General features: G+C 68.0%; 11 protein-coding genes and 1 pseudogene. 11 read left to right on the top strand and 1 reads right to left on the bottom strand.

Annotation, left to right across the window (positions count from 1 at the left end; translation table 11 throughout):
• Positions 1 to 138: 138 nt before the first annotated feature.
• From FPZ12_RS16580 to FPZ12_RS16620, 9 genes are all read left to right on the top strand, one after another.
• Positions 139 to 1,515, top strand: coding sequence for a CapA family protein (locus FPZ12_RS16580; protein ID WP_243769876.1), 1,377 nt, complete (start codon positions 139 to 141; stop codon positions 1,513 to 1,515).
• Between the two features lie 102 nt (positions 1,516 to 1,617).
• Positions 1,618 to 2,619 (top strand): LysR family transcriptional regulator, encoded by a 1,002-nt coding sequence (locus FPZ12_RS16585; protein ID WP_166462783.1) that lies wholly within the window; start codon positions 1,618 to 1,620, stop codon positions 2,617 to 2,619.
• Between the two features lie 106 nt (positions 2,620 to 2,725).
• Positions 2,726 to 3,958, top strand: coding sequence for an MFS transporter (locus tag FPZ12_RS16590; RefSeq protein ID WP_144760445.1), 1,233 nt, complete (start codon positions 2,726 to 2,728; stop codon positions 3,956 to 3,958).
• Between the two features lie 105 nt (positions 3,959 to 4,063).
• A complete protein-coding gene (locus tag FPZ12_RS16595; RefSeq protein WP_144760448.1) occupies positions 4,064 to 5,620 on the top strand; it encodes a carboxylesterase/lipase family protein in 1,557 nt (518 codons plus the stop codon).
• Between the two features lie 14 nt (positions 5,621 to 5,634).
• Complete coding sequence (locus FPZ12_RS16600; protein WP_144760451.1) at positions 5,635 to 7,230, top strand: carboxylesterase/lipase family protein; 1,596 nt, start codon at positions 5,635 to 5,637, stop codon at positions 7,228 to 7,230.
• Positions 7,231 to 7,417: 187 nt separating this feature from the next.
• Positions 7,418 to 8,992, top strand: coding sequence for a bifunctional 3-(3-hydroxy-phenyl)propionate/3-hydroxycinnamic acid hydroxylase (locus FPZ12_RS16605; RefSeq protein WP_144760454.1), 1,575 nt, complete (start codon positions 7,418 to 7,420; stop codon positions 8,990 to 8,992).
• Positions 8,989 to 9,831, top strand: coding sequence for an alpha/beta fold hydrolase (locus FPZ12_RS16610; RefSeq protein ID WP_144760457.1), 843 nt, complete (start codon positions 8,989 to 8,991; stop codon positions 9,829 to 9,831). The genes FPZ12_RS16605 and FPZ12_RS16610 overlap by 4 nt, the downstream gene beginning before the upstream one ends.
• Complete coding sequence (locus FPZ12_RS16615; protein WP_144760460.1) at positions 9,828 to 10,823, top strand: VOC family protein; 996 nt, start codon at positions 9,828 to 9,830, stop codon at positions 10,821 to 10,823. The genes FPZ12_RS16610 and FPZ12_RS16615 overlap by 4 nt, the downstream gene beginning before the upstream one ends.
• 44 nt (positions 10,824 to 10,867) lie before the next feature.
• Complete coding sequence (locus FPZ12_RS16620; protein ID WP_144760464.1) at positions 10,868 to 11,503, top strand: TetR/AcrR family transcriptional regulator; 636 nt, start codon at positions 10,868 to 10,870, stop codon at positions 11,501 to 11,503.
• Between the two features lie 4 nt (positions 11,504 to 11,507).
• Here FPZ12_RS16620 and FPZ12_RS16625 read toward each other — a convergent pair whose 3' ends face one another.
• Positions 11,508 to 12,158 (bottom strand): TetR/AcrR family transcriptional regulator, encoded by a 651-nt coding sequence (locus FPZ12_RS16625; protein WP_144760472.1) that lies wholly within the window; start codon positions 12,156 to 12,158, stop codon positions 11,508 to 11,510.
• Between the two features lie 124 nt (positions 12,159 to 12,282).
• Here FPZ12_RS16625 and FPZ12_RS16630 point away from each other — a divergent pair, with 124 nt between their 5' ends.
• The gene (locus FPZ12_RS16630; RefSeq protein ID WP_144760468.1) at positions 12,283 to 12,753 is read left to right on the top strand and encodes an MMPL family transporter; all 471 of its coding nucleotides are present in this window, start codon (positions 12,283 to 12,285) and stop codon (positions 12,751 to 12,753) included.
• Between the two features lie 60 nt (positions 12,754 to 12,813).
• Positions 12,814 to 12,925, top strand: a pseudogene (locus FPZ12_RS16635) (leucine zipper domain-containing protein); the annotation flags it as partial.

The raw sequence follows: 12,925 nt of genomic DNA on the forward strand, positions 1-12,925 counted from the left end.
CGCCGAACCCATAAGAAGATCTCGTTTGACGGCGTCCACGGCGGCTCGGTTGAGTAAGGAGGATCCCCTTCGCGACTTCGGAACCCCTTGCGGGAGAACCAAACCAGGAGAGAGTGGTAAATGTCTTCGGAACGACCCATGTCCCTGACCGTGGCGGGCGAGTGCATGGTCACCCGCCCGTTCGCGGTCCACAATGAACCGGAGTTCGACGAGGTGCTGGCGCGGCTGCGCTCGGCCGAGCTGACCTACGCGCACGTCGAGACGAACTTCGGCCACTTCTCCGAGGTCGAGGCACCCGCGCGCGGGGACCAGGTCGGCAGCTACTTCCTCACCGATCCCCAGGTGGCGGCCGATCTGCGGGCCGCGGGCGTCGACCTCGCCTCGCTGGCCAACAACCACAGCATGGACTTCGGGTCCAAGGGCGTGCACGCCACGATCCGGCACTGCGACGCCGTCGGCATCACGCACGCCGGCACCGGCCGCGACCTCGAAGAGGCGCGCGAACCCAAGTACCGGGAAACCCGCCAGGGCCGCGTCGCGCTGATCTCGGTCACCTCCGGCAACAAGTCGCATGAATGGGCCAGCCAGCCCAAGGCCTCGCTGCCCGGCCGGGCCGGGGTGAACCCGCTGCGGCCGATCATGCGCTACCTCGTCGACCAGCAGGCCGCCGAACAGCTCAAGGCCATCGGCGGCTCGCTCGGGATCCTGCGGGAAACCAAGGCCGGGGCCGAAGGCTCCAGCGGGCTGCTGATGAACGCCGAGCCGGGCGAGTTCAGCCTCGCCATGCCCACCGACCAGTCCACCACCGGCTCCAACCTGTGGCGCCCCTCGGACCACTTCGAGGTGCTCTCCAGCTGCAACAAATGGGACCTGGCCGGCAACCTGCGCTCGGTGGGCGAGGCCGCGACCATGGCCGACCTGGTCATCGTCGCGCACCACTTCAGCGTGTCCGAAGGCCCCCGCGGCAACACCCCGCCCAAGTTCGTCCAGGAGTTCGCGCACGCCTGCATCGACGAAGGCGCGGACATCTTCATCGGCCACGGCTGGCACAAGACGCTCGGCATCGAGATCTACCGCGGGAAGCCGATCATCTACGGCCTCGGCAACTTCTTCGCCCAGTCCGAATTCGTCCGCCGCGTCCCCTACGACGCGTTCGAGACGTGGGGCCACGACATCGAGCGGCTGCCGACGCTGACCCCGGCCACCCATCCCCTGCACCCGGGCCTCAACCAGGGCAACGAAACGTGGTGGAGCTCCGCGGTGCTCGACGTGGAACTCGAGGGCGGGCAGCTCAGCTCGATCCGGCTGCACCCGGTCGAATGCGGCCGCAAGGTCGGCAAGGAGGTCGACATCCGGCGACCGGTCGGGCACGGTGAGCAGCCACTGACCGACGGGCGCCCGTTCACCGCCCACGGCGAGGACGCCGAACGCATCCTGGAGCGCTACCAGCGGCTGTCCGCCGAATTCGGCACCACCGTGCAGATCGAAGGCGAGTCCGGCCTGATCAAGGTGTGACCCGGCCGCGGGGCGGGCCTGCCCGTTTTCCTGGGCAGGCCCGCCCCGGGCGCGAGGTAAGGTGACGAAAGCAGACTTCTTGTACCGGAGGCAATGACGCCCGTGAGCACGCCAGGCCCTGACCAGCACCGGCTCCTGCACGGGCTCACCTTCGACCAGCTGCACGCGATCCGCACGATCGTCGCCACCGGCTCGTTCCGGGAGGCCAGCAAGATCCTCTGCCTCACCCAGCCCGCGATCTCCCAGCGGGTGCGGCAGATCGAGCGCATGCTCGGCACGCCGATCTTCGAGCGACACTCCGGCGTCGGCGTCACCCTCACCACCACGGGCGAGAAGATCCTCGAATTCTGCGAACGCTCCATGGAAAGCCTGGACGCGCTCACCGCCGACCTGGAAGCGGCGCTCGCTCCCCCGAACGACTCCGAACTGCGGGTGATGGCACCCTCGGACCTCATCCAGTACGTGCTGCTGCCGATGCTGGCACCGTTCCACGCCCGGCACCCGCACGTTTCCGCTCGGGTACGGCAGTCGGCCTCGCGCGCGGAGATCGTCAGCATGCTCACCTCCGGGAAAGTCGACCTCGCCTTCGACCGCTCCCCCACACACCCCTCGCTCACCACGCTCGCACGGATGAACGAGCACCTGTACCTCGTCGCCCCCGCCGGCCACGAACTGGTGAAAATCCCGCCGAAGGACCGCCCCGCGGCGATCGGGAACTACCCTTTCGCGGCCTACGCGCCGGGGATGCGGACGTGGAACCTCGCGCAACGGTGGGCGGCCAAAGTGGGCGCGACGATCGTGCCCGCGATCGAGACCCGCAACGTCACCGTCATGAAGCAGGCCGTGCGGCAGTACGGCGCGCTGAGCATCGTGCCGGCCATCTCCGTATCGCAGGAAATCCGGGACGGCAGCATGGTCGCCGTCGAGATCACCGACATGCCACTGACCCGCACCACAGCGATCGCCGCCCGCCCCGGCGAGGAACGCACCCCGGCCATCCACAGCTTCGTCGAAGAACTCGCCGCCACCTACGCGCAACGCTCGGACAGCGCGACAGCGGGCATCCGGTGGCTCGCGCCACCGGTGGAACCCGCCGCGAGCTGACCGGACGCCCCGGCGAGGACCGCGGTCTCTCTCCCCCTCGATTTGCCACAACTCGCCGCCGCCTTCCCGCGCGCAGGCGGCTTTCCCTTATCTCGAGCGAGGTTCGATGCTGAACACCTTGCGGTTCGACGCGCTCCGGACACGCAACTACCGCCGTTTCTTCCTCGGCCAGACCGTTTCGGTCTGCGGCAACTGGATGGAGTCCGTGGCGCAGTCCTTCCTGGTGCTGCAACTGACCGGATCCGGTACCCAGCTGGGACTCGTGACCGCGGTCCGGTTCGGGCCGATGTTCCTGTTCGCGCCCTGGGGCGGGCTGCTCGCCGATCGCCTCGACCGCCGCCGCGTCCTGATGGTCACGCAGACGATCGCCGCGCTGATCTCGCTGACGTTCACCGTGCTCATCGCCACCCACACGATCTCGATGCCGCTCGTCTACCTGCTGGCGCTGTGCTTCGGCTGCGTCAACCTGTTCGACAACCCGGCGCGGGAATCACTGGTCCCCGACCTCGTTCCACAGCCACTGCTGGTCAACGCGGTCACGCTCAACTCCGTGACGGTGCACGGCGCGAGGCTGTTCGGCGCCGCGTTCGGCGGGGTGATCGCCGCGGCACTGGGGCTCGCGTTGTGTTTCGGGCTCAACGCGGTTTCCTTCGCCGCCGTCGTGCTTTCCCTGCTGCTGATGGATTCCGGGGCGATCGCCCAGCATCCGCGCCAGGACCGGCGGCCCGGCCAGGTACGCGAAGGGCTGCGCTACGTCGCGAGATCGGCGGACCTGCTGCTGCCGATCGTCATGATCGCGGTCGCGGGAGCGCTCGCCTGGGAGTTCCCGGTCAGCCTGCCGTTGCTGGCGCAGCACACCTTTCACGGCAACGCCGCCACCTACGGCACGATGACCGCCGCCATGGGCCTCGGCGGCGTGGCCGGCGGCCTGGTGACCGCCTCCAGAACCGGGCAGCGGCTGACGACGCTGGCCGTCGCCGGGATCGGCTGGGGCGCCGCGATCAGTGCCACCGCGCTGGCGCCGAACATCGTTGTGGCGTACGGGATTCTCGTGCTGGTCGGCTACGGCGGCATCGCGTTCAGTTCCCTGGCGAAAACGACGTTGCAGCTACGCGCCGTGCCCGCCATGCGGGGCCGCGTCATGGCGCTGTGGGCACTCGCGTGGCTCGGCTCCACCCCGATCGGCGGGCCGGTCGTCGGCGCCGTGGGCGAACATTACGGTGCCCGCTGGGGATTGCTGATCGGTGGGATCGCCACGCTGGCCATCAGCCTCGCCGCGTGGCCCAAGCTGCGCGCCCTCGACCGCCGAAGCGATAACCAGGAGCCACCCGGCACATAAGCGCGACTTGGTTGACGCTCGCCCGCGCACCGGATTTAACTTCAGATGCACCGTTTTCCGGCAGTCCACTGAGGATTCGATCATCCGGCAGGAAGGGCTCTGTTCATGCTGCCCAGATTCAGCCGTCTCACCGTCCTTCTGGCGTCCTTCGCCGCCGCGCTGGTCACCACGGCGGCGACCTCGAGCGCCGAACCATCCCCGGTCGTACACACCGCGCAAGGCGCCGTTCGCGGTACGGCGAGCACGGATTACCGTGCCTTCCAAGGGATCCCGTTCGCCCAGCCGCCGGTCGGTGACCTGCGATGGCAACCGCCGCAACCACCTTCGTCGTGGTACGGCGTCCGCGACGCGACCCAGCCGCCGCCCGCCTGCGAGCAGCCCGGCAACGGCACGATGAGCGAAGACTGCTTGTACCTCAACGTCTACACGCCGGCCGATGCCAACCCCGCCTCACGGAAGCCGGTCGCGGTCTGGATCTACGGCGGCGCGTTCCGTTCGGGCTCCAGCGCGCAGTACCAGCCCGTGCAGATGGTCGACCAGGGCGACATGCTGGTGGTCACCCTCAACTACCGGGTCGGCGCGATGGGCTTCCTGACCACCCCGCAGCTGGACACCGACAACGGCACCCCGTCCGGCGACTACGGACTGCTGGACCAGATCCAGGCCCTGCACTGGGTCCAGGACAACATCGCCCGCTTCGGCGGCGATCCGCACCGGGTGATGATCGCCGGACAGTCCGCCGGCGGTGAATCGGTCTGCATGCTGCTCGCGTCCCCGAAGGCCGCCGGGCTGTTCAGCAGCGCGGTCGTGGAAAGCGGCCTCACCTGCGGGCAGAACACCCGCACCGCCGCCCAGGCCACCAACGCCGCGTTCATCACCACCCTCGGCTGCGATGGACCCGATGTCATCGCCTGCCTGCGCCGCAAGACACCCGGGGAAATCCTTGCCGCCCAGGGCACATCAGGCGTCTGGTACCCGGTCGTCGGCACCACCGCGTTGCCGGTACAGCCGCCGGATGCCTTCGCCAGCGGGCAGTTCAACCACGTCCCCGTGCTGATCGGCAACACCGCCCACGAGGGCGCGTTCTTCATCTACCAAGCAAACGACGTCGCCGGCAAACCCGTGAGCGCCGACGCCTACACCGCGTCGGTGCAGGCCACCTTCGGCGACCGGGCGCCCGACGTCCTCGCCCGCTACCCGCTCCAGAACTACACCGCACCCGGCGCCGCCGAAGCCGCCCTCAAAACCGACATCGGCTTCAGCTGCGCCACCCTCACCAACGCCGCGGCACTCACCGCGCGAGTCCCGACCTACGTCTACGAATTCCGCGACGAAACCGCGCCGTACCACGCCTCCGTCCCGCCGTCGTTCTCCCTCGCCGACGAACACAGCGCCGAACTGCCCTACCTGTGGGGAACCGACGTCACGCCCACGCTCACCAGCACGCAACAGAAACTGTCACACGACATGATCGCCTACTGGGCCCAATTCGCCCGCACCGCAACGCTTCCCGCCCCGCGCTACAACCCGTCGGCGCCCCGCGAGATCGTGTTCAACGCCGACGGCCCGGCCATCGTCAATGACATGGCCGCCGACCACCAGTGCTCCTACTGGAACCAGGTCTACCCCGACGGCTGGCCCTTCCACTTCAACCTCCGCTGACGAAAGGGTGGTCCATGCACGCCAACACGACACGACAATGGGCGAGGCGACTCGGGCTCGGACTCGCGGTGGTGGCGGTCGCCGCCACCGCGACGGCGACGGTGTCCACCGCCGGAACTCCGCGGCCGGACCCGGTGGTACACACGGCCAACGGTGCCGTGCGGGGGACCGTCACCAGCGACTACCGCGTTTTCAACGGCATCCCGTACGGACAGCCACCCGTGGGCCCGCGGCGCTGGCAGCCACCCGAGCCTTCCCAAGGCTGGCAAGGAGTTCGTGACGCCACCCAGCCCGGCTCCGACTGCGTACAGACAGCCGAAGCCTGGCGCCTGGCCGCGGGGAGCACGAACGAAGACTGCCTCGACCTCAACGTCTGGACACCGGCAAGCGCGCACGACGGCGCGGCACTGCCGGTCGCGGTCTGGTTCCACGGCGGCGGACTCGTCAACGGCGCCGGCCGCGACTTCGCGCCCGTCGCCATGGCGCAGCAGGGCGGAATGCTCGTCGTCACCGTCAACTACCGGCTCGGCGCGATGGGCTATCTGACACTGCCACAACTCGACCAGGAAAGTCCGGCGGGCGCCTCCGGGAACTACGGACTGCAGGACCAGATCCTGGCGCTGCGCTGGGTCCGGGACAACATCGCCCGCTTCGGCGGTGACCCGGGCAAAGTGATGATCGCCGGTCAGTCCGCCGGCGCTGGGTCGACCTGCTACCTGCTCACCTCCCCCCAGGCCACCGGTCTGTTCAGCACAGCTGTGGTGGAAAGCGGCGGCGCCTCCTGCGGCACCGCATACCCCAGGGCGGACATCCAGAAGAGCAACGCCGCGTTCGTCACCGCACTCGGCTGCGACAACGCCGACCCGGCAGCCGTCTTGGCCTGCCTGCGCGGGAAACCCGCGTCGGACATCCTTGACGCGCAACAGAAATACGGGCTGTGGCGCCAGGTGATCGAACCCGGGGTGCTGCCCGCGAGCCCGAAGGACGCCTTCGCCAGTGGCACCTTCAACAAGGTGCCGGTGCTCATCGGTGGGGTGGCCCATGAGAACCGGGCCGGGATCTACGAACAGAACGACCTCGTCAACCGTCCCGTGACGGCCGCCCAGTACACCAGCACGATCCAGGCGACCTACGGCGCGAAAGCCCCGGAGGTGCTCGCCCGCTATCCCGTCGGTGACGTGCCAGGCGCGACGCTGGCCGCGGTCGGCACCGACAGCCAGCGCGCCTGCCCCGAAATCAGCCTGGCCGGCTCGCTGTCCGCACACGTGCCGACCTATGTCTACGAGTTCCGGGACGAGACAGCACCCCTGCGCTCGTACGAACTGGTGCCCTCGTCCTTCCCGCTCGGGACACAGCACTCTTCCGAGCTGCCCTACCTCTGGGGTTCGGAAACCATGAACCCGCTGAACCCCCGGCAACAACGACTCGCCGGCGACATGATCACCTACTGGTCCCAGCTCGCGCGCAGCGGCAACCTCGCACCACGCGGGCTGCCCGCCGTGCCGAACTATTCAGCCTCCGCCCCGCGGGAAGTCGCGTTCAACACCGGCGGCCCGGCCATCGTCAGCGACATGGCCGCCAACCACCAGTGCGGATTCTGGAACAGCTGACACACGCTCGCGCGCCGGGTCGCGGCGGCGATCCGGCACGCGAGCGTCGATCCCCCGTGAACGAGGACGACGGCGAACAACGGGTTCGCCTACGGCGTTGACGTCTCCCGCCGCCACCGTTACCGTAGCGACCATTCCAGCAACTACTGGAGTAATCACTACAGGAAGCTCTCGGAGGCACACCGTCGTGACCGAGCACCCGCACTACGACGTGGCCGTCATCGGGTACGGCCCCACCGGCGTCACCGCCGCCAACCTCCTCGGCGCCGAGGGACTCTCGGTCGCGGTCATCGAGCGCGACGCCACCGTGTACTCCCGCGCCCGGGCGATCTCCACTGATGAAGAAGTGGTGCGCATCTGGCAGCGGACGGGGCTGACTGAGCGACTCAAGCGCGACATGCTGGCCGACAGCCCGCTCGAGTTCGTCGACCGGGACGGGCGACCTTTCATCAGCGCGGAATTGACCTCTCGCGGCCATGGTCATCCGCCACAACTGTTCATCTACCAGCCGGCATTGGAGGAGGTCCTCCGTGAGGGCACCGGGCAATATCCCAACGTCGAGCTCCGGCTGGAACACGAGTGCGTCCGCGTCTTCCAGCGCGAGGATCACGTCGAGCTCATGCTGGTAAACCTGCACAGCGACGAGCTCGTCCGCATCACGGCGACGTACGTCGTCGCCGCCGATGGCGGGTCCAGCCCGACCCGCGGCCAGCTGGGCGTCGGGTTCGAGGGACGGACCTACGAAGACCGCTGGGTCGTGATCGACACGAAAATGCTCGAGCCGTGGCCCGGGCACGATCGCCTGCGTTTCCGCTGCGATCCCACCCGGCCGGCCGTGGACTGCCCCACGCCACTGGGACATCACCGCTGGGAGTTCCCGGTGCAGGCCGGCGAGGACGAGAAGGAGCTGGTGACGGAACGAGCGGTGTGGCGACTGCTGAACCGTTACGAGATCACCCCCGAACACGTGGAGATCCTGCGCGCTGTCGTCTACAGCCACCACGTTCGGTTCGCGTCGCGCTGGCGGGTCGGCCGGATCTTCCTGGCCGGTGATGCCGCGCACGTGATGCCCCCGTGGATCGGCCAAGGCATGGCCGCCGGGGTGCGCGACGCCGGCAACCTGTCCTGGAAACTCAGCGGTGTTCTCCGAGGCGCGCTACCCGAGTCCATTTTGGACTCCTACGAGACCGAGCGGCAGCCGCATGTGCGGGCGGTGACCCGGCGAGCTGTGCTCGCCGGGCGGATCATCACTGAGCGGCGCCCCGCCGTCACGAAGCTCCGGGACATCGTATTCCGGACCATCAAACGAATCCGCCCTCTGAAACGACTCCTGCACGACAGCGTCTGGGTGCCTGACTGCCATTACCGCAAGGGGTTCATCGCCGCGGGCAAGCACTCCGCGAGCGGCCGCAAGATTCCCCAGCCCGTCGTGCTCGACGCGGCCGGGATGCCAGTGCTCCTCGATGAAGTCACCGCAAGCCACTGGACCTTGGTGCATCGCGGGCCCGCGGCGGAGTGGGGCGGGATCAACCGGCTAGAAGTCCTCCCTGCCGGTTCACCGGCCCGCCCGGGAGCTGTCGTCGACACCAGCGGGGTGCTCACCGCCTGGATGACCGAGCACAAGGCGACCGCGCTCGTCGTCCGGCCGGACAGCGTGGTCTACGCCGCCGCTTCCCCCGCACAGTCCCTGCCCCCTCTCCCAGGTGGGCTCCGGCCGACCACACGACCACACGCCAAGCATCCGGAGGTAACGGCGTCATGACCCTGTCCGAGAAGACCTACCGCGTCGGCGGGCGCGACCTCTTCGTCGCCGAAGCCGGCGATGGACCGGCGGTGCTCCTACTGCACGGCGGCGGCCCCGGTGCTTCCGGGATGTCCAACTACGTCCGCAACATCGAACCCCTCTCCGCCCACTACCGCGTCATCGTGCCCGATCTGCCGGGCTACGGCCGCTCCTCGAAAAGCCTCGACCACAGCGACCCCTTCGGGGACCTGGCCACCGCAGTCCGCGGGTTACTCGACGAACTCGGTCTGCGGTCCGCGCATCTGGTCGGCAACTCCTACGGCGGCTCCGCCGCCCTTCGCCTCGCGCTCGAAACTCCGGACCGGGTCGGACGGCTGGTGCTCATGGGACCCGGCGGTGTCGGCACGACGCGCTCGCTGCCCACGCCCGGGCTGCAGAAGCTGCTGAACTACTACCGGGGCGACGGGCCGAGCAAGGCCAAGCTGGAGGAATTCATCCGCACCTACCTGGTGTTCGACGGCGGCACCGTTCCGGAGGAAGCGATCGAGCAGCGCTATCAGGCCAGCATCGATCCCGAGGTCGTCGCCGATCCACCGCTGCGGCGCCCGTCGTCGCTGAAAACCTTGTGGCGCATGGACTTCACCCGCGACCCGCGACTTTCCCAGCTCCGGACACCCACCCTGGCGATCTGGGGCGCACGGGACAAGGTCAACCGCCCCGCCGGCGGCCACACCCTCGCCCGCACCATGCCCAACTGCGACCTCCTGCTCGTCGCCAACACCGGTCACTGGGTTCAGTGGGAACGGGCGGAGGGGTTCAACGCCACTTTGCGCACCTTCCTGGGAACGACCGCATGAACGTGTTCGGCGCCGTCCACCTCGGCTATCTGGTCATCGAAACGCACAAATTCACCGACTGGCTCCGGTTCGGCCGCGACGCCATCGGCCTGCACGTCGACGAACTCGACGCCGCCACCCTGCGATTCCGGCTCGATGACCACGACTGCCGTTTCCTCCTGCGATGGGGGCCCGCCGAGGACGTCACCACGCTGGGCTGGCACATCGATGATCACGACACCTTCGACCACATCCTCAAACGAGTGGCCGACCGCGGCGTGCCCATCGAAGAAGCCGGCGCCGAGGAAGCCGCCCTGCGCGGAGTGGAACGCCTCTGGCGCTTCCCCGGCCCCAAAGGCCTCGTCCAGGAGATCTTCACCGCGCCCGTACGGTCGGGCCGCCCCTTGGCCTTGCGCACCGCCGGGTTCGTCACGGGTGAGTCCGGCATGGGCCACGTCGCCCTCACCACCACGAGACCAGAGCAGCTTCGCGGTTACTACGACACAGTGTTCGACGCGCGCTTGTCGGACTATATCGACGAAACCATCAGCGGCGTCAAGCTCAAGATCCGCTTCCTTCGCGTCAACCAGCGCCACCACTCGATCGCGCTCGCCGCGACGCGAGGTCTGCGCCTGGACCCGGTCCGCACCCGCGTGCAGCACCTCAACATCCAGGTCGCCGAACTCGACGACATGACCCGCTCCTACCAACGGGTCAAGGAACTCGGCTTCGACATGGCGCTCTCGGTCGGCCAGCACACCAATGACAAGGAACTGTCCTACTACGCCTTGACTCCGTCCGGCTTCGAATGGGAGGTCGGCTGGAACCCGGTCACCGTCGACGAGTCCACCTGGGAGCCCACCACACACAAGGGCATCAGCATCTGGGGCCACACCCCCGTCGGGCAAACCATCATCGACAAGCTGGCGCAGTTCAACCAAGCTTCCCGCTCGCTCCGCGAGCGCGAGGACACCGTGCCGGCACTCAGCGGCGACGGTATCCCGGACGACTGAAACCACTGCCGTAGCGGTCGCTACAGTGGAGGCGGAGGTGTCCGATGACCGACCCGCGCGCGAACCGCCGCCGACGTGCCAACGGTGAAGAGTCCCGCCGCAAGATCCTTGATGCCGCGGTGGAAGTCGCCGGCGAACGAGGCTACGACGGCACCAGCATCGCTCTCGTCAGCAGCAAATGCGGATTACCAGCCAGCTCCATCTACTGGCATTTCAAGGACAAGGACGAACTCATCGCCGCGGTCATCGAACGCAGCTTCCGCACGTGGCTGAACGCGGTGTCACTATCCGACCCCGAAAGCCACCCCGCTCGCGAGCAGGTCGTGGAACTCGCGGTCTCGGTCGCAAAGGCGCTTCTCGAGGCACCCGACTTCCTCCGGCTTGGCCTCATGCTCGCGCTCGAACGGCGTCCGGACGAACCCAGCGCCCGCACTGTGTTCCTGCAAGTCCGCGACACCACGCATCGCTACGTCGCCGACATCATCCACAAAATGGACGAGAACCTCGACGACGAGGCGATCCACCTCCTCACCACCTACGCCATCGCTGCAGCCGACGGCCTCTTCATCGCCAAGGAAATCGGTGGCGACAGCGTCGACCTGATCCGGCTTTTCGACCTCCACGCCCACGCTGTCCTGGCCGCCGCCGAGCAACTCGGTGCCCGGCTCCCCCGGCGCTGACCGATCAGGCCGGTTCGACCAGGGACGACATCACGCGGGGCAGGGCGTCAGTAAGGAACCTGTTCGCCCCAGGGCTGTCGATGCCTTCCATCAGCGCTCGCTCGAGCGCGGTCTCATACAACGACACGAGCACGATCATGGCGTCACGAGCCGGGATCGCCAGTCGCATCCCGACGCGCCCGAGCAGGGACCCGGTGATCTTCGCCAGCTCCTCGTGGAAGCGGGCGTTCACCGCGTCTGCGGCGTCGCGCAGCTCCGGCTGCCGCAGCACCTGGGCCCGGAACTCGGCGGCGAGGAGGAACCAGCTCTCATCGGAGAAGAGCGGCTCCATGAACGAAAGCGCCACCCGCGTCATCACTCCTCGCAGGTCATCGGCATCGGGGTCGAAACATCGCAGCGCCTCGCCGACCGCCGCGCGCATCCGGTCCAGCCGGATCGCCATCTGCTGGTCATAGACCGCGAGGAAGAGATCCTCCTTGGTGGAGAAGTTGGAGTAGAACGCCCCGCGGGTGAACCCGGCGCGCTCGCAGATCAGCTCGACCGGGGCATCGCGGATGCCGTGCTCGGTGAAGACCTCGAAGGCGGCGTCGATCACCCGGCGACGGGTCTCGGCCCGGCGCCGCGTCGTGCGCGTTTCCTTCGGGGTCTCACTCATCGTCACCTCGACAACTCTAACGATCAGACGCGGGTCCACCCGCCAGGGTGAACCGATACGTAGTGCATCGGATACACCATAAATTACGATACATTGCGTATCAACGCTGGTGAGGAGTCTGCGAGTGTCGTCCTTCCTGTATCGGCTAGGCCGCGCCATGGCCAGGGGCCGGGTTGTCGTGGTCGCCGTGTGGCTGGTGGTTCTGGCCGTGGCCGGCGGCGGCGCCCTGGTGTTCAGCCAGGGAACGGACGACACCTTCGCGATCCCCGGTTCGGAATCCCAGGACGCGCTCGACTACCTCGGCCGTGTCTTCCCCCAGGTCAGCGGCACCTCAGCGCAGCTCGTCGTCGTGGTCCCCGAAGGCCAGAGCGTCGACGTCCCCGCCACGCGCGCGGCAGTCGCCGACGCGGTCGCGCGGATCGGCGGACTCGACCAGGTCGCTTCCGTGCTCAGCCCCTTCGACGCCGGCGTCCACGGTGCCGTGTCCGGTGATCAGCGGGCGGCGATCGTGACGGTGCAGCTGAAGGTCGGGCTAGGTGTACTGGCCCGGGAGGTTGCGAACGTGGGGACACGTAGTCGGATGATCTTGGCGTGAGGGAGGACCTCCGGGTTTGGTGTGGATCACCACAATCTGCACCACGCCACGGAGGTCCTCGTGTCACACCGTAATGCCCCGTTGAGTCCGACTGGCAGACTGCGCCTGGCCCGTTGTGTGGTGGACGACGAATGGCCGCTACGGCGAGCTGCTGAGCGGTTCCAGGTGTCGG

Source organism: Amycolatopsis acidicola, assembly GCF_007713735.2.
In the GTDB taxonomy this organism is placed as follows: domain Bacteria; phylum Actinomycetota; class Actinomycetes; order Mycobacteriales; family Pseudonocardiaceae; genus Amycolatopsis_E; species Amycolatopsis_E acidicola.

Excerpts from the sequence above, each read along its gene's own strand:
- FPZ12_RS16580 (WP_243769876.1), top strand. The coding sequence starts at position 139 with ATGTCCCTGACCGTGGCGGGCGAGTGCATGGTCACCCGCCCGTTCGCG.
- FPZ12_RS16590 (WP_144760445.1), top strand. The coding sequence starts at position 2,726 with ATGCTGAACACCTTGCGGTTCGACGCGCTCCGGACACGCAACTACCGC.
- FPZ12_RS16595 (WP_144760448.1), top strand. The coding sequence starts at position 4,064 with ATGCTGCCCAGATTCAGCCGTCTCACCGTCCTTCTGGCGTCCTTCGCC.
- FPZ12_RS16600 (WP_144760451.1), top strand. The coding sequence starts at position 5,635 with ATGCACGCCAACACGACACGACAATGGGCGAGGCGACTCGGGCTCGGA.
- FPZ12_RS16610 (WP_144760457.1), top strand. The coding sequence starts at position 8,989 with ATGACCCTGTCCGAGAAGACCTACCGCGTCGGCGGGCGCGACCTCTTC.
- FPZ12_RS16615 (WP_144760460.1), top strand. The coding sequence starts at position 9,828 with ATGAACGTGTTCGGCGCCGTCCACCTCGGCTATCTGGTCATCGAAACG.
- FPZ12_RS16620 (WP_144760464.1), top strand. The coding sequence starts at position 10,868 with ATGACCGACCCGCGCGCGAACCGCCGCCGACGTGCCAACGGTGAAGAG.
- FPZ12_RS16625 (WP_144760472.1), bottom strand. The coding sequence starts at position 12,158 with ATGAGTGAGACCCCGAAGGAAACGCGCACGACGCGGCGCCGGGCCGAG.